General features: G+C 39.0%; 12 protein-coding genes and 3 riboswitches. Of the genes, 2 read left to right on the plus strand and 10 right to left on the minus strand.

Annotated features, from left to right (window positions below):
- Positions 1–107: 107 nt before the first annotated feature.
- From ACIQZG_RS08880 to ACIQZG_RS08915, 8 genes are all read right to left on the minus strand, one after another.
- Positions 108–2108 carry an acyltransferase family protein gene (locus ACIQZG_RS08880; RefSeq protein WP_402754814.1) on the minus strand — a complete coding sequence of 667 codons (2001 nt, stop codon included), beginning with the start codon at positions 2106–2108 and terminating at the stop codon, positions 108–110.
- A 339-nt stretch (positions 2109–2447) separates the two neighbouring features.
- Positions 2448–3740, minus strand: coding sequence for a nucleobase:cation symporter-2 family protein (locus ACIQZG_RS08885; protein ID WP_402754815.1), 1293 nt, complete (start codon positions 3738–3740; stop codon positions 2448–2450).
- The gene (locus ACIQZG_RS08890) at positions 3740–4324 is read right to left on the minus strand and encodes a xanthine phosphoribosyltransferase (protein ID WP_402754816.1); all 585 of its coding nucleotides are present in this window, start codon (positions 4322–4324) and stop codon (positions 3740–3742) included. The genes ACIQZG_RS08885 and ACIQZG_RS08890 overlap by 1 nt, the downstream gene beginning before the upstream one ends.
- Before the next feature lie 134 nt (positions 4325–4458).
- A riboswitch (purine riboswitch) is annotated at positions 4459–4560 on the minus strand.
- A gap of 173 nt (positions 4561–4733) precedes the next feature.
- Positions 4734–6557 (minus strand): APC family permease, encoded by a 1824-nt coding sequence (locus ACIQZG_RS08895; protein ID WP_402754817.1) that lies wholly within the window; start codon positions 6555–6557, stop codon positions 4734–4736.
- 151 nt (positions 6558–6708) lie between these two features.
- Positions 6709–6860: riboswitch (cyclic di-AMP (ydaO/yuaA leader) on the minus strand.
- A 104-nt stretch (positions 6861–6964) separates the two neighbouring features.
- Complete coding sequence (locus ACIQZG_RS08900) at positions 6965–7486, minus strand: PepSY domain-containing protein (protein ID WP_402754818.1); 522 nt, start codon at positions 7484–7486, stop codon at positions 6965–6967.
- Between the two features lie 122 nt (positions 7487–7608).
- Positions 7609–8295, minus strand: a complete 687-nt coding sequence (locus ACIQZG_RS08905) for a PepSY domain-containing protein (RefSeq protein WP_402754819.1) — start codon at positions 8293–8295, stop codon at positions 7609–7611.
- Positions 8292–9590, minus strand: coding sequence for a HAMP domain-containing sensor histidine kinase (locus ACIQZG_RS08910; RefSeq protein ID WP_402754820.1), 1299 nt, complete (start codon positions 9588–9590; stop codon positions 8292–8294). The genes ACIQZG_RS08905 and ACIQZG_RS08910 overlap by 4 nt, the downstream gene beginning before the upstream one ends.
- Positions 9580–10275 (minus strand): response regulator transcription factor, encoded by a 696-nt coding sequence (locus ACIQZG_RS08915; RefSeq protein ID WP_402754821.1) that lies wholly within the window; start codon positions 10273–10275, stop codon positions 9580–9582. Before ACIQZG_RS08915 ends, ACIQZG_RS08910 begins: the two co-directional genes overlap by 11 nt.
- 254 nt (positions 10276–10529) lie before the next feature.
- Here ACIQZG_RS08915 and ACIQZG_RS08920 point away from each other — a divergent pair, with 254 nt between their 5' ends.
- Positions 10530–11795, plus strand: a complete 1266-nt coding sequence (locus ACIQZG_RS08920; protein ID WP_402754822.1) for an Nramp family divalent metal transporter — start codon at positions 10530–10532, stop codon at positions 11793–11795.
- A gap of 184 nt (positions 11796–11979) precedes the next feature.
- Here the strand turns inward: ACIQZG_RS08920 and ACIQZG_RS08925 are convergent, their stop codons facing one another.
- Positions 11980–13443, minus strand: coding sequence for an amino acid permease (locus ACIQZG_RS08925; protein WP_402754823.1), 1464 nt, complete (start codon positions 13441–13443; stop codon positions 11980–11982).
- Between the two features lie 84 nt (positions 13444–13527).
- Positions 13528–13705: riboswitch (Lysine riboswitch) on the minus strand.
- A gap of 176 nt (positions 13706–13881) precedes the next feature.
- On the opposite strand from ACIQZG_RS08925, the gene ACIQZG_RS08930 reads away from it, so the two are divergent.
- Positions 13882–15087, plus strand: coding sequence for a CynX/NimT family MFS transporter (locus ACIQZG_RS08930; RefSeq protein ID WP_402754824.1), 1206 nt, complete (start codon positions 13882–13884; stop codon positions 15085–15087).
- A 51-nt stretch (positions 15088–15138) separates the two neighbouring features.
- Here the strand turns inward: ACIQZG_RS08930 and ACIQZG_RS08935 are convergent, their stop codons facing one another.
- Positions 15139–16185 carry a nitric oxide synthase oxygenase gene (locus ACIQZG_RS08935; protein ID WP_402754825.1) on the minus strand — a complete coding sequence of 349 codons (1047 nt, stop codon included), beginning with the start codon at positions 16183–16185 and terminating at the stop codon, positions 15139–15141.
- Positions 16186–16590 lie beyond the last annotated feature (405 nt).

The following is a 16590-nucleotide window of genomic DNA, read 5'->3' on the forward strand; positions in this document are numbered from 1 at the left end:
TGTTAAAATCGCTCACTTGGAGGAAGTAATGCAAAGATATCAGGAACGAATGATACTATGATGAAATCCCCGAATGAGTATTTTTCCTTACTCATTCGGGGATTCTTTTACTTTTTATCCAAACTATTCAATGCATCAGCAAGTGGTTCTTTTAAAGCTGGGGCTAATGTTTTTGCGTACTCTGCTGTAATATGGTGCTTGTCACGATAAACAATGATGTTACCGATTACACCATAACATCTCGATTCGTCACAGAAATTATCTGTTAAGTCGGCAAATGTTACATTTGATGGAATTCCATCGGTATTTTCCCAAGGAACAATTTCTGATACACCTTGATCTTTTGGAACTGAACATTCAGCAGGATCACTTACTCTCTCTATACAAGTAGGGCCATCCTCAGCCATTCGCGGATTGTCACGAACAGCAAATATCTGTGTGATTCCTTCCAACCTACTCCATTGTCCAATATATCCAATAGGTACAGTATCTCTATTATTCAATGTTGCCGGTGCAAAGACTAAATCCGGTGGGTCCTTGATTAAAACATCCATCAGCTTCTCATTCCAAGCTAAACATTCTGGTGATACCTGACCACCAAAATCATCATTTGTAAAACGACATCCGTCACGAATATAAACATCAATTTGGAAATTTAATTCTTCTGCTAATATCTCTAAAGCTGGGAACCAATGACCGGAGTGCGAGCCGCCAACTAGGGCAATTATATAGTCTGGATCATCCGTAACACCGAATGAGCATTTTGTTACAACCGTACCTTTATTGCTAAAGCATTGTTTATCGTCATAAAATGAGGGCAGATCCGTTTTCACATTTACCATTGAAGGAATTAATTCAACTCCTTCAATTGCTTGGATATTTTGTTGAAATGCCAAGGCACCTGGATAATCTTGTATACTATATTCCAGAGGTTTTTGTGCTTTTTCTTGTTCCACAAAGTAGTTAAACGAATAGTTCATCAATAAAACAGGGAACAACATCAAAGATAATACAAAAACGAGTTTTGATTTTGATTGTCGGACATCTATTTTATGGATTGGTGTTTCAATAAACTGTGTTGAAACGTATGATAAAATAAATGTCGCTAGTAATATTAAAAGACCGTGTTCAATGGAAACGGTACTTGTATCCATATATACTTTGTAAAAAATCAACAATGGCCAATGCCATAAATAAAATCCATATGTGTATCTTCCAAAAAACAAAAATGGTTTTGCCCCAAGTATCTTGTCCACTCCAAATCGCGTACTAGATTCAGCCGATAGGATTAACAAAAGTGCCCCCCCAATGGGTAGTAACGCAATATAGCCTGGGAAAAGATCTGAGACTGGAATGATAACACCAGTAAAGCAAACTATTAGTAGACCTATCCATCCAATAAACGTACTTAGCCATTTGTTTAATGAAAGATATGGTAACAGAATAGCAAAGATACCTCCTAAACTAAATTCCCAAATACGTGCTAATAAATCGAAATATGCCCAAGGTTGATTTAAGTTTGTTATATAAATAGAATAACTAAGCGATAAGATAAACACTATTAACAACACTACTAAAAGCGTTTTACGAACTGGCGATTTTAAAACTTTTCGTGCTAATATATATGCTAAAAAAATTAAACATGGCCAAAGGATATAAAATTGTCCTTGTACTGACATGGACCAAAAATGTTGAAAAGGACTAGCTACATTATCTTGTGCTAAATAGTCAACAGCATCCAGCGATAAACGCCAGTTTTCAAAAAATAATGTAGAAGCAAACATATGAGAAATAATTTGCTCCCATTGTACTCGAGGTAAAAGGAAAATCGATAACCCGGCAATAAATATGATAACAGTTAAAGCTAGTGGGAATAATCGTTTAGCTAAACCTAATAAATATTCCCCAAAGTGTATTTTACCGGTTCTCTCTATTTTCGAAATTAAGGACATAGTAATTAAGAATCCCGAAAGTACGAAAAAGACGTCAACCCCTCCCGATACTTTCCCTAACCATATATGATATATGGCGATTAGAATCGTCGCAATTGTCCTCAATCCTTCTATTTCTGTTCGATACCGCTTTTCAGGTATCTTCAAATCCAACATTCAATATTCAACTCCAATTATTGCAATATATCATTTATATATAAACAATATCCTAGTAAAAAAGTATTTAGTACATTATATTTTATAGTAAAATACCGATATTTAATAATAGGTATTTGTGTTATATTTACCGTTAATTGTCGCTCATCACTCACAATAAGTACCTCTTTCATATTCGAAGCTTCCCGTTATATCTATCTGCGATTTTTATAAACCACTAAATATTCTTTTTCACGCATTAAAAAATGCCACCTCCTCTATCTAAATTAATAGACAAAGTAGCTGACATCATTCTATCTATCTTAATATGTAGGATATTAAGATAGATGTTATTCAATTTTACCCATGCATCGGGTCTTTTTTATGTTTTGGACCAATCATATTAAATAAGATGTTCAATAAAATTGCTGTTACGGAACCACAAACGATACCGTTTGATGTTAAAATCGCTACGCCTGCTGGAAGTGATGCGAAAATATCTGGAACAACCGCTACACCGACACCAAGACCAACTGCAATCGCTGCAATCATGGCGTTTTCAGCTGATTCAGCCATTACTGGTACAAGCATTCCCATACCTTGTGTGACGACCATACCGAACATCGCAAGCATTGCCGCACCAAGGACTGGTGTTGGAATAATTGTCGTTAATGCTGCTAGTTTCGGTAAGAAACCAAGCACAACCAATAAGCCACCTGTTATGTAGATGATTTTGCGATCTTTTACACCAGACATACGTGTAAGTCCTACGTTTTGAGAGAATGTTGTATATGGGAAGGCGTTGAATATCCCACCAATTACTGAAGCAAGACCTTCTGAGCGATAACCGCGTGCTAAATCCTTTGACTCTACTTTTTTCCCAACAATATCACTAAGTGCAAAGTAAACACCTGTTGATTCTACCAAGGAAACCATTGCAACAAGTGTCATTGTCAAAATTGCCGTTGCATCAAATGTCGGCATGCCGAAGTAGAATGGCTGTACCATATGGAAAAAATCTGCCTCGTCTACCGGTGCGAAATTCACTTTGCCCATAAATATACCGATAATTGTCCCTGCCACTAAACCGATTAAAATCGAAATCGCGCGGATGAATCCTGTTGAAAAGCGATAAACAACTAATATAATTACTAATGTAATAAACGCTAAAGCTACGTTTGAGCTAGAAGCGAAATCCACTGCGCCTTGTCCACCAGCCATATTATTCATAGCAACCGGTAGTAAAGAAATACCGATTATCGACACAACTGAACCCGTTACAACAGGTGGGAAAAATTTCACCAATTTACCGAAGAAACCAGCAATAATCATTACGATAATACCTGATGCAATAATTGAACCGTAAATATCCGTAATGCCTTGTTCTGGGTTTAAACCAATTGCAATAATCGGGCTAACCGCTGTAAATGTACAGCCAAGTACTACTGGTAAACCAATTCCGATAAATTTCCCTGAATACACTTGTAATAACGTTGCGACACCACACATCATAATGTCGATGGCTACTAGGTAAGTCATTTGTTCAGAACTAAAATCAAGAGCACCACCAATAATAAGCGGTACTAAAATAGCCCCCGCATACATTGCTAGTAAATGTTGGATAGCCAATGCCGCCGATTTTGTTTTGTTCATTACTTTTCTTCCCCTGTCGCAAATGTCACTTTGCCATCTTCAAGTGAATCAACAATCGCTAATGATTCAATACGAACACCTTGTTCACGAAGTAACTTACCGCCGTCTTGGAAGCCTTTTTCAATGACGATACCAACACCAACTACATTTGCTCCTGCTTGAGCTGCAATGTCTAATAACCCTTTCACTGCTTCACCGTTTGCTAAGAAATCATCGACAATTAGAACGTTATCGTCTGCACCAATGAAGCTATGAGATACAGAAATTTCATTTGTTTCATTTTTCGTGAATGAATGCACTTTTGAAGAATATAAGTTATCTGATAATGTAAGAGATTTACGTTTACGCGCAAATACAACTGGTGCGCCAATTTCAAGTCCTAGCATCACAGAAGGAGCGATACCAGAGGACTCAATTGTTAAGACCTTTGTAATCACCTGATCTGAAAAGCGATTCGCAAACTCATGGCCAATTTCTTTCATAAGCTGTGGATCAATTTGGTGATTTAAAAATGAATCTACTTTTAATACTGATGGAGATAATACTTTACCTTCTTGAATGATTTTTTCTTGTAATAACTTCATTTCCTGATGTCCTTCTTTCAATTAAATTAATAGAAAAGCGCTGAATACTTTGATTCCATTCATCTACGAGTGGAGCAAAGTGTTCAGCGCTTAAAACGTTGACGCAATTAGAAAAACGACTCAGTTGAGTAAGTATTCTAAACATTGCCGCCCATAGTCGATTCATTTTCGGTAAATCGGTAGAAACTCGCGAGCCTTATCCCCGCTATTATATGAGTGAAATAGTATTAAATTATAAGAATGACCTTATTATAAACATGGATATTTCCGAATTCAAGACAAATAAAAATAGTATAATTATTCAAAATTTTCGTAATTCAACCATATTTTAGCACTCTTCAGCCTTGAACGTTCGTGTTTTACAACTAATGGTCTGATTATAACAAACTCCTTTCCGTCTTTCTAGTCATTATTTTTGTAAATGAAAAGGTATTGTAATAATGACTACATTTCTGTGAAATAATAGCGATGTTCGTATTAATAGACTCGACTGGTTGTGTAATAGATGTTGCCAGCCTTTTTTCGGGAAAAACTGTGGGATGACAACTGAAACTCTTTGGCCCGTTTTTGCAAACTGGTGCTCCACCTTATCAATAAACTTTGTGAGTGGCAGTGTAATACTACGATACGGTGAATAATAGGTCACGATCCGTATCGTTGGCTGCCACGCTTTCCACTTCTCTTCAAACGCTTTTGCATCCGCATGGTCGAATGCCACATAGAAGGCAATAATTTTATCGACATGCAATGATTGTGCATAATGCAATGAATTTTCTACAACTTTCGTTATCCCAGCAACCGGAACAATTAAAACATTACCCGTAATCTCAGGTAGTTCTTCGGCATCCAGCTTTAACTGAGGCCCCACCGCATCATAATGCTTTTTAATATGATGAAACATCCAAATAATCACCGGCAAAAAGATAAATACTGGCCACACTTGAGAAAGCTTTGTCACAAAAAACATCATTGCTACTACAAAAGAAATTAATGCACCAATTGTATTGATCGTAAATTTTGCTACCCAGCCTGTTGGTTTTTCACGCCACCATTTACGCATCATTCCTGTTTGCGCAAGCGTAAATGGAATAAATACACCAACCGCATACAATGGAATTAAATGCTCCGTTGCCCCTTCAAAGAAAACGATAAGAACAATAGCAGCCGCTCCAAGCATAATTATGCCATTCGAATAGCCTAGTCGGTCACCACGAATTTGAAATATTCTCGGGATAAAGCCATCCTTTGATAAATTTACTGCTAACAAAGGAAAAGCTGAATAACCTGTATTTGCTGCAAGCACTAAAATAAGCGCCGTCATGCCTTGCACAATGTAATAGAAGATATTCCGTCCAAAGCTCGCCTCAGCAATTTGTGATACAATCGTTGCCTCAGCATTCGGTACAACCCCGTAAAAATAAGCTAAGCTTACGATTCCTACAAAAAGCACTGCCAAAATAACACCCATTGCGAGTAATGTTTTTGCTGCGTTATTCGGTCCTGGTTCCTTAAAATTCGGAATCGCATTTGAAATCGCTTCGACTCCAGTTAAAGCTGAACTACCAGAAGCAAATGCTTTTAACAGTAAAAATAGGCTAATGCCAGCAACCGGCGTACCAACCGTTGTACGCAAATCCGCTGGTACCTGGCCCGTTACCACATTGTACATCCCTACCGTAATTAAAATTAGCATTGCTAAGATAAATAAATATACTGGATATGCTAAAACGGACGCCGATTCAGTGACGCCACGTAAGTTTAAAATCGTTAAACATATTACAAAAAAAACGGCAATGGCAACATTATGCTCATGTAAGCTGGGAAACGCAGATGTAATAGCATCCGTTCCTGCAGATACACTTACCGCTACTGTTAAAATATAATCAACAAGCAATGAGCCACCTGCGACAAGTCCAGCATTAACGCCTAAATTCTCTCGGGATACCACATATGCCCCACCCCCATGTGGATACGCAAAAATAACCTGACGATACGATAGGATAAGCGCCACTAGTAGCACAACTACCCCAGCAGCAATCGGTAGAGAATACCAAAACGCAGCTGCTCCAACTGCCATTAGTACAAGTAAAATTTGCTCTGGCCCATATGCCACAGAAGACAATGCATCTGACGACAAGATTGCTAGCGCCTTTGTTTTATTGAGTTTTTGCTCCCCAAGAGCATCTGATTTTAATGGCCGACCAATCAAATAACGTTTGAATGATGACTTCATACTAAACACCTTCTATTTTCTTAGAATGTGTTTCTCATCTCTAAATCTACGATATTTGCTGAGTGAAGACGATTACGCGAAAATAAAAAAATGCCTTCAAGTCATCACGAAATAAGACTTGTAGACATTTCCACGTCTGCCAAGCTCCAATTTTTCTGCTCTTAACGCTTACGAGGTTAGCTGTCGGATTCGGGCCATGAGTAGCCCTACCCTTCAATAATGAAGAGATTCACCCCAAGGATTGTCTGTACAATCCGCCAAGAATGGGTCCCCCGCGTGTAATTGCTTCAGCGATTTAGAAATTTGAAACTTTTATAATGATGTCATCTTACGCCTCTCTTTGCCAATTGTAAAGAGGTAAATACACATAAAAAAACAGCACCAATTATGCATGGTGCTGCTCTAAGCTAATCTTCAATATCTTGTTCAAATTTTACAATTTCACCTGTAGTACCGTGAACCTCAACATCGTATCCAAACTGTCCGTCTACAATCTCAATTTCATAAACATCGTCGTCTAGCTCTACTTTTGTCACTGTCCCATTTACTTTTGACAATGTTCTTTCAATTGCTTGCTCTTTTGTAATTTTCACAGCTGTATTGTTTTCCACTTCCATGCTACGGTCGTCATCGTCATCTAACACTTCCTTCTTTTGTTTCAATAATTCACCTGTGTAAGCGTCGAACTTTAAATCATGCTCATCTGTTGCAGTTGTGATTTCTACTTCGTAAACGTCACCTGTACGTTCCTTGTCGAACTCAATATTAGTAACCGTGCCGTTCACGATGCCTAATGCTTTTTTCTCGATTTCTTGCATCGTTAGCACTTTATTTTCTTGTGCATTACCAGATAAAAGACTTGTAGAACCGATTACCACTCCTATACCAAGTACACCGACTAACGCTGGAATTAAAATGATTTTTTTCATATCCATCTCTCCTTTGTTCTATCTGTAATTAGCTTACCAAGCTAAGATGATAAGACGGAAAGAGTAACATTAAAATTTCATGAGAAAAAGTTCACCTTAGATACACAAGCAAATTTATAATACTAATCATCCCCATCCTCCTCCAATCTGACAGACATAATTTTGCCAGTAACTCCATGTATTTCAAAGATGGCCTCAGCATTATCGGATTCAATTTCGATTAAATAATAACCGCCATCTGCCGTTTCCTTATAATTTACTGAATCAACTTCACCTTTTAGCTCCTGTTGGGCTATTTGAATTGCTTTTTGCTCGGAAATAACGTTTTTTTCAATATCTGGCTTATTCACTTCTTTTGGCGCATCCTTTTCTGAGATGACTTCACCTGTATAGGCGTCCAATGTGAGATTTTTAATCTTATTATCATTCGAAACTTGCACCTTATAATAAGTATTTTCTAGTGCGATACTTTCAATTTCACCAGGCGCATAATCCGTTACATATTTACGAACTTGCACCTCACTTAATAGCGACTTTTTTACAGCCTCTTTTAATAGTAAATCTGTAATTTGACGTGTGTTCGCGTCAATAGCTACCTCATAAGTAGCATCATTGCGAAGAAGTTCAATTTTATATTTATTACCTTGTTTCTTTATGTGCTTGACCTGCCCATTGTACAAACTTTGAATATGGGTGATTGCTTCCTTCTTACTCAACGGTTCCTCTTTTGCGAAACGTTCCTGAAAAAACAAAAGAGCAACAGCACAAACGATAATGATAACAGTAATTGTTATAAGCCATTTCTTCATTGCTGCTCCTCCTTTGGTATGCATAACGTAAAGCTTGAACCTTTGCCCACTGCACTTTCGACTTCTATCTTAATCAGTAGCTGATTTGCAAGCTCTTTGGCAATCGCAAGCCCTAGACCAGTACCACCTGTTTTACGATTGCGGTCCTTACCCACGCGGTAAAAACGTTCAAATAAATGTGATAGATGCTCCTCTGGAATCCCATCACCAAAATCTTGAATCGTAACAAAAACATATTGATTATCTTCAGACGCATGTATCTGTATCTTGCCCTCACTATATTTGCGTGCATTATCAAGTAAGATGAACAGTAGCTGCTTGAGCATTTTTTCATCGCTATAAATGTGGTCTGGTACAGCCTCATCTACGATAAAAGGTCTATGATATGCTTGCTGCATTTGTGTTGCTGTATTTTCTAGTAAGGATGCTAGCTCTATTTGTTCCCACTGGACATCTAACTGTTCCTTGTTTTTTGCTAGTTCTAGTAGCTGTAATACCATCTCATGCATACGTGCAGATTCATTGGCTATTGCTTGTAGTGACTCTTTGGTAACCGCTTCATTATCAAAACCTCGACGTAGAAGTAATTTTGCGTAGCTTTCAATAACTGTAATAGGTGTTTTCAGTTCATGGGAAGCATTTGATACAAATTGCTGCTGTTTTTGATAATGCTGTTCGAGCTTCTCCATCATGCCATTAAAGGTCCGACTTATTTCGGTTAACTCATCTTTGCCCTTGTCCGTTAACTCGATTTTCTCGTACTTTCCAGTATCCGCACTTTTTTTCATCGTAGTACTTAACCGTTCAAGTGGCTGTAGAATGAGGCGACTTAATGCGAGGCTGGCTAAAAGGATAGGAATTGCTGCCAAAAGCGTCACCAGTATTAAAATAATTTTCAGCAAACTCATTGTCCTCATTACTTCTTCCATTGACTGAACTAGTTCAATTTCTACAACCGTCCCATCAGGCCAAATTGCCGGCATCTCGAATGTAATATATTTCGCATCTTGCATATCAAGGGTCGCCTGTACCTTCATTTTCAAGTTCTGCCTTTCATCATAAACATGAACTGCTCCATCCGTTGGCATGTACGCACGAATTACCTGCTGTATATTCGTCTGTACCTCCAGCTTGCTAAGCGCCGTACTTAGTTCATCCCCACGATGTTGCAACTGCTTATATTCGGTATCGTACGCAAGCTCTTCATACAAAAAATATACGCCAATATTCGTCGCCACTAAAATCACTAGCATGAGCAAAGTCGTTAGCAAATGAATTTTGGTTTTAAGCTTCATTCGCTGACCCCTTTAAGACGTACCCAACGCCACGAACCGTCTGAATAATTGGCGTGTTGTTCGCCGCCTCAAGTTTTTGACGAACATAACGGATATATACATCAACAACATTCGTATCACCATAGTAATTATAGCCCCACACCGCTTCTAAAATTTGCTCTCGTGTTAGTACCTGCTTTGGATGCCTCAGTAAGTAAAGCAAAAGCTCGTATTCCCGCGGAGTCAAATACACATGCTCCCCGAAATATAAAACATCACGCGTTTGTTCATTAATTGATAATTGTCCGAAAGTAGTCTGTGGTTCTTGCTCGATGGGTCGCTTTGAAAACCTTAGTGCTGTGCGAATTCTTGCCAGCAACTCTTCAATTTCAAAAGGCTTTGTCATATAGTCGTTTGCGCCGAGATCGAGACCCTTGACCTTATCTTCTACCTCCCCCTTTGCCGTCAACATAATGACAGGGGTATACGATTCCGTTGCACGAATACGTTTTAACACATCTAACCCACTCATTTCAGGTAGCATAATATCAAGTAACACCAAGTCCCAATTTTGTTCCCGATATTTCAGCAATCCATCCGTCCCAGTGTGCGCCATCTCTGCTTCATACCCCTCAAATTGCAACTCCAGCTGTAATACACGTGCAATACTTTCTTCATCTTCTATAATTAAAATCCGATTCGTCATATGGCGTCATTCCTCAAGTTTTTTTTAATCGTAAACGATGCGGGGGGTGAAAGTCTAATTAGAAAATGATTAGAAATAAGTTGTATCTAGACTAGCTCTGCAAGTATGCCTTCATTTACTGTAGATTTTATTTATTTTAGTATTTAGGCAAATAACTGTATTTTTCAAAAAAGTAGCCATAAAATATAACTAAACTTTCCTTAGAGAAACATTTTTTCGATAACGATACTTTTAATAAAGAATGGGGGCACATTATGGTTTATAAAAAAATTACAAAGACAACAGCAGAGGCAGTTTTGGATGGGGATGTAAAAGGTTGGCGACGTATTTTACCTTTTCTTGGCCCAGCTTTTATCGCAGCAGTTGCCTATATAGATCCGGGCAACTTCGCAACGAATATTACTGCTGGTTCACAGTACGGCTATTTACTTTTATGGGTTATTGCTTTTTCAAATTTAATGGCGGTGCTCATTCAATCCTTATCAGCTAAACTCGGTATTGCGACAGGTAAAAACTTGCCAGAAATCTCACGGGAAAACTTCTCTAAAAAAACATCTATCTTTTTATGGATTCAAGCTGAGCTCGTCATCATTGCAACCGATCTTGCTGAATTTATCGGTGCAGCACTTGGTCTATACTTGCTATTTAACATCCCAATGCTTCCTGCTGCTCTCATTACCGCGGTTGGCTCATTTGCTATTTTAGAATTACAACGACGTGGTTTTCGTGCCTTTGAAGCTGGCATTTCGGGCATGGTACTCATTGTGGTAATGGCGTTTGCATTTCAAACTTTTTTAGCACAGCCTGACTGGGGCGGCGTGGCTATGGGAATGTTAACACCTCAATTCGAAGGAGTAGATTCACTATTACTTGCTACAGGAATTTTAGGGGCAACAGTAATGCCTCATGCTATTTACTTACATTCCTCTTTAACACAAAGTCGGATTGTCGGACGTAATGAAAGTGAAAAACGCCGTATATTCCGCTTTGAGTTTATCGATATCGTAGTAGCTATGATTATTGCAGGTGCCATCAATATGAGTATGCTCATCATTGCTGCGGCAGTGTTCCATACACAGGGGCTTGTGGTAGAAGATTTAGACGTAGCATTTAATGGACTACGTGATGCACTAGGTCCGATGGCTGCTATTTCATTTGGACTCGGGCTACTGATCGCTGGTTTGGCAAGTTCTTCTGTGGGTACGCTAGCTGGAGATGTTGTCATGCAGGGATTTATCAGAAGACGAATTCCACTTTATTTACGTCGTGCCATTACAATGATTCCACCACTTGCCATAATTGCATCTGGTGTAAATGCAACTCATGCACTTGTCTTAAGTCAAGTGATCTTGTCATTCGGGATAGCCTTTGCTCTTGTCCCCCTTGTCATGTTTACGAGTAAAAAAGAAATTATGGGTGGCCTAGTGAATCATAAAATCACTTCCATTCTCGGCTGGATTGTCGTAGCAATTGTTGTTAGCTTGAATATTTATCTGCTTTGGCAGACGATTTTTGCATAACAAATGCGCTAAAGCGCTCGTTTACATCCGACAGCTACTTGCGAAAGTAAACGCTTCACCACTTTCGCTCGAGGATGTAGTGCTTTAGCCTAGACGGCGACAATGCCCTAGGTTATCCAAAAATAAAAAATCTATAGTTTCCTTAACAATAAAAAACGAGGTGCGTAGGTGCACCTCGTTCTCTTTATTTCTCCACAGTTAAATCACAATTTTTCAGTGGAACAATTTTTGTTTTATTTTTTATTTTATAGCCAAACCAAAGCGCTAAAAACAGTGGAATACCAATGTATGATACAAGCACACCATACCAGTCAATTGTTCCTCCCACAAAGGCTGTGTAGTTCTGACCTAAAACAACAATCATACATACCGTAAAGGCGAATAACGGACCAAACGGGAATAATTTCGATTTATACGGCAGTAATTTTAGATCCAAACCTTGTGCCTCAAATGCTTTACGGAAACGATAGTGACTTATCGCAATTCCAAGCCATGCAATGAAGCCTGACATACCAGAAGCGTTCAGTAACCACATATAGACAACGCCATCACCAAAGAATGAGGCAAGAAACGCTAAACTTCCTACTGCTAATGTCACTAGTAACGCATAAATAGGAATACCACGACGGCTAAGTTTCATGAAAATTTTCGGTGCATGCCCATCTACTGCAAGATTCCATAGCATACGTGACGCTGCGTAAAGCCCTGAGTTACCTGCCGAAAGCATCGCCGTTAAAATAATCGCATTCATAAATGAAGCGGCGAAAGCAATACCTAAGCGGTCGAATACTAATGTAAACGGTGATACAGCAATATCTTCAGATAGTAAACGCTCATCTGTAAATGGAATCAACATCCCGATTGCAGCAATCGCTAAAATATAGAATAAAATAATACGCCAGAAAACTGATTTTACAGCCTTTGGAATGTTTTTACCTGGGTCATCTGTTTCACCAGCCGTAACCCCTAATAATTCTGTCCCTTGGAACGAGAAACCTGCTGCCAAGAAGATACCGAATGTCGCTAAGAAACCACCATGGAACGGCCCATCACTAATGAAGAAATTCGTAAAGCCTACCGGAGCTTGTCCACCTAAAATACCGAAAATCATTAGTATGCTGACGATGATGAATACTATTACCGTTGCGACTTTAATCATCGAAAACCAATATTCACTTTCACCATAGCTTTTTACAGATAATAAGTTAAATGTTAAAACAATTGCAATGAACATGACTGTCCATAATGCAGAAGAGCTATCTGGGAACCAATATTTCATAATAAGCGATACAGCTGCAATTTCTGCTGCAATTGTAATTGCCCAGTTATACCAGTAGTTCCAGCCAAGTGCGAAGCCCAATGCTGGATCGACAAATTTTGTAGCATACGTACTAAATGAACCCGAGGATGGCATATATGCGGCCATCTCACCTAGACTTGTCATTAAGAAGTACACCATGACCCCGATTAATGCATAGGCTAGTAGCGCACCCCCAGGACCTGCCTGAGCTATTGCACCACCACTTGCTAAAAATAGCCCTGTACCAATTGTTCCACCAAGAGAAATCATAGTGATATGACGACTTTTCAATTCTTTTTTCAGTTTCGGAGCTTTATTCCCTAACTGATTTACTTTTATCTCACTCACGTTATTTGCTTCCTTCCTTTTTAGAGGCAAAAAAACACCATCACAACACGATGCGATGGCTAAGTAGAATTCCTCTGTTCTTTAAAACTCGATAGCACAACACGTCGATCAAAACGTGACAGTTCTGTTCCTTTCGGAGACAGCCCCAGCATGAAGTTTTCAAGTCCCTTCACACTTCGGCGATATTTCCTTTCAGCTAATTTCATTAATGCTTGTCATTTCCATTAGCATACTCTTAAATAACGCGACCTCTACCTCAATACAAACATGAGGCATTAATTTATTAAATTTATGATGTATAAATCTTAACATATACCAATATACATTTCAATGCACATAATAATATTCAGTATTTTGTGAACTTTCTACCATTTTTTTTAGTATGATAAAATGATATAGTGATTCGAATTATAACTTTTAATTCAGGAGGTCTTAACTTTGACGACTCATGAACACTCTACTTATTCTAGTAAAAAAATAAGCTGGACAGGTACGACATTATTACTTGTCATTGGTATTATATTTATAGCCTCTACTTTACGTATGCCACTAACTGCCGTTGGTCCATCAATTTCCTTCATTCGCGAAGGACTTGGTATATCTAATGTATTGGCAGGCTTTTTAACGACCATCCCATTGCTGGCCTTTGCAGTGGTGTCACCATTTGCACCTGTTGTGGCACGCAAACTTGGACTAGAATTAACATTACTATTATCAACAATTTTGCTGGCGCTTGGTATCGTATTGCGCTCACTTGGTACAACGGAATTACTTGTATTCGGAACGATACTTATTGGCGTTGCAATCTCTTTTGGGAATGTACTAATTCCAGGCCTTCTAAAATTGAAATTTCCTTATCACGTCGGTTTACTAATGGCTTGCTTCACAATGTCAATGAACCTTTCCGCAGGTATTGGAGCGGGTATTAGTTATCCGATTGCTAATTCATCATTTGGCTGGCAAGGAGCGCTCGCACTATCTATTGTCCTTGTTGTCATCACAATACTTATTTGGATTCCACAATTGAAGTTCAATAATCCTGAATCCACTGTTGCTACTACGAACGCTCGTATCCCATTGTGGAAATCCCCAGTAACTTGGGCAGTAACTGGCGCCATGGGCTTACAATCTCTACTATTTTACACAACTGCTGCTTGGATTCCTGAAATCTATATAGCTCAAGGCTTACCAGCAGAGCGTGCTGGATGGATGTTCTCAGCAATGCAGTTCTCACAAATTCCAATGGCTATTCTTACACCTATTTTCGCTAGTAAAATGAAATCTCAACGCCCACTCGTAATAATTTTTACAGCGTTTTATTTAATTGGCTTTATCGGTCTAGTCATGGAGTGGACAAGTTTGGCTGTTCTTTGGATGGTATTTTTAGGACTAGCTGGCGGTGCTTCGTTCGCACTGGCTATGATGTTATTTACATTACGAACGCGTACAGCCTACGAAGCTGCTGATTTATCAGGCTTTGCACAGTCTGCCGGCTATTTACTTGCTGCCTCTGGTCCTATATTATTTGGCTATTTACACGATCTACTCGGCGGCTGGGACATTGCAGGCTGGCTATTTATTGTTGTGGTGTTATTACTATTTGCAAGTGCTATGAGGGCTTCCAAAAATGAATATGTGAATTAGTTAGTTATAAAAAGGCATCTCATCTATATTACGATGAGATGCCTTTTTTACTTAATAGGGTGGCTTTTGGTAGAAATAATTTGGTGTGTTGTACACATTCACATACGGTTTGTGAAAAATATGCGTTGCTGCTGGCGATAACGGTGGAATAAGCCAACTCCAGTTCCCAGTAAATTCACGCCCTGCAGTAGCCTCAGCCTCCTCAAATAGCTTAAATTGCTGTGCTGCTGTGTGGTGATCGACAATGCTCACACCGTCTTCTTTAAAGGAATGCAACACGGCAATGTTAAGCTCTACAAGTGCACGGTCTTTCCAAAGTGATGCTTGCTTTGTTGTATCAAGCCCGAAAATGTTAGCTATAGCTGGAAGTATATCGTAGCGGTCATGATCGGCTAAATTGCGTGCACCTATTTCTGTACCCATATACCAACCATTAAAAGGTGCTGCCTGAAAATCGATACCCGCCATTTGGATGCGCATGCTCGAAATAATCGGCACTGCATACCATTTCATACCCAGTGCATCAACTTCCTCACGCTCAGGATGACGAATTGGCACTTCTAATATGGACTCCTGTGGAATTGAAAACACTTGTGGCGAACGCTCATCCACCTGTACAACAAGAGGTAACACATCAAACGCTGTCCCTTCACCTTTCCACCCTAGTGACTCGCAAATCTTTGTAAATGACACGGAATGTGGGTCACCCACAATGCCCTCTGCCGTTTCATAACCAGCATACCGTATAAGTTGATGATTCCAAATACGTACTCGTCCTGGTGCAAAAACAGTGATGGTAGGACGAATTTTACCATTATTAGTTGCAAATTGAATATGCATAAGCAGCTTTTCAAAAATAGCCTGCTCATCCAAAGTATCTCGTGCATCCACAACATGAAGCGACTGCCAAAATAAGCGCCCGATGCACTTATTGCTATTACGCCACGCCACTTGTGCACCAAATGTTAATTCCTCAGTAGTCGGTATATATTCTCCCACTGCTTTTATTTCGTGCAATCTATTTGTTAGCCAAGCTTCTGATTCGTTTTTTTCCAATTGATAAAGTGATAAGTAACGCTGGACCTCTTGTAAATTCATGTCGATTTCCCCCATCTACCCTCATCTTAGAGGAATAGAATCGGATTCACCATGAAAAAAACCGCCAGAAAACATACATCTTTTATATATGAAATACTTTGTTCAAATTTGTATTAACGAAAGAGAGGATTTCTTGAGGTTAATTATCGAATCTTATAGTGCACTTTAACACTTACTTTTCCGATATTCATATGCATAGTTCTCTATTCTATTACTTGTTTTATACAATTCACGTGTCTATAGATTGTAGAATCTGTGCTTCTTCATGTCAGAAATTGTGTGGAAATCCTCAACAACTATTTTTGAAAAAAATCGAGTAGGAGGGAGCGACTAACTCCCGTCCTCTCACACCACCGTACGTACGGATCCGTATACGGCGGTTCCATGAAGTCTGACGGACAGCGA

It is taken from the genome of Lysinibacillus sp. NPDC096418, from assembly GCF_044762775.1.
GTDB lineage: Bacteria > Bacillota > Bacilli > Bacillales_A > Planococcaceae > Lysinibacillus.

Coding starts and splice junctions, on each gene's coding strand:
- ACIQZG_RS08935 (WP_402754825.1), bottom strand. CDS start 16,185: ATGAATTTACAAGAGGTCCAGCGTTACTTATCACTTTATCAATTGGAA.
- ACIQZG_RS08880 (WP_402754814.1), bottom strand. CDS start 2,108: ATGTTGGATTTGAAGATACCTGAAAAGCGGTATCGAACAGAAATAGAA.
- ACIQZG_RS08905 (WP_402754819.1), bottom strand. CDS start 8,295: ATGAAGAAATGGCTTATAACAATTACTGTTATCATTATCGTTTGTGCT.
- ACIQZG_RS08885 (WP_402754815.1), bottom strand. CDS start 3,740: ATGAACAAAACAAAATCGGCGGCATTGGCTATCCAACATTTACTAGCA.
- ACIQZG_RS08895 (WP_402754817.1), bottom strand. CDS start 6,557: ATGAAGTCATCATTCAAACGTTATTTGATTGGTCGGCCATTAAAATCA.
- ACIQZG_RS08900 (WP_402754818.1), bottom strand. CDS start 7,486: ATGAAAAAAATCATTTTAATTCCAGCGTTAGTCGGTGTACTTGGTATA.
- ACIQZG_RS08915 (WP_402754821.1), bottom strand. CDS start 10,275: ATGACGAATCGGATTTTAATTATAGAAGATGAAGAAAGTATTGCACGT.
- ACIQZG_RS08910 (WP_402754820.1), bottom strand. CDS start 9,590: ATGAAGCTTAAAACCAAAATTCATTTGCTAACGACTTTGCTCATGCTA.
- ACIQZG_RS08890 (WP_402754816.1), bottom strand. CDS start 4,324: ATGAAGTTATTACAAGAAAAAATCATTCAAGAAGGTAAAGTATTATCT.
- ACIQZG_RS08920 (WP_402754822.1), top strand. CDS start 10,530: ATGGTTTATAAAAAAATTACAAAGACAACAGCAGAGGCAGTTTTGGAT.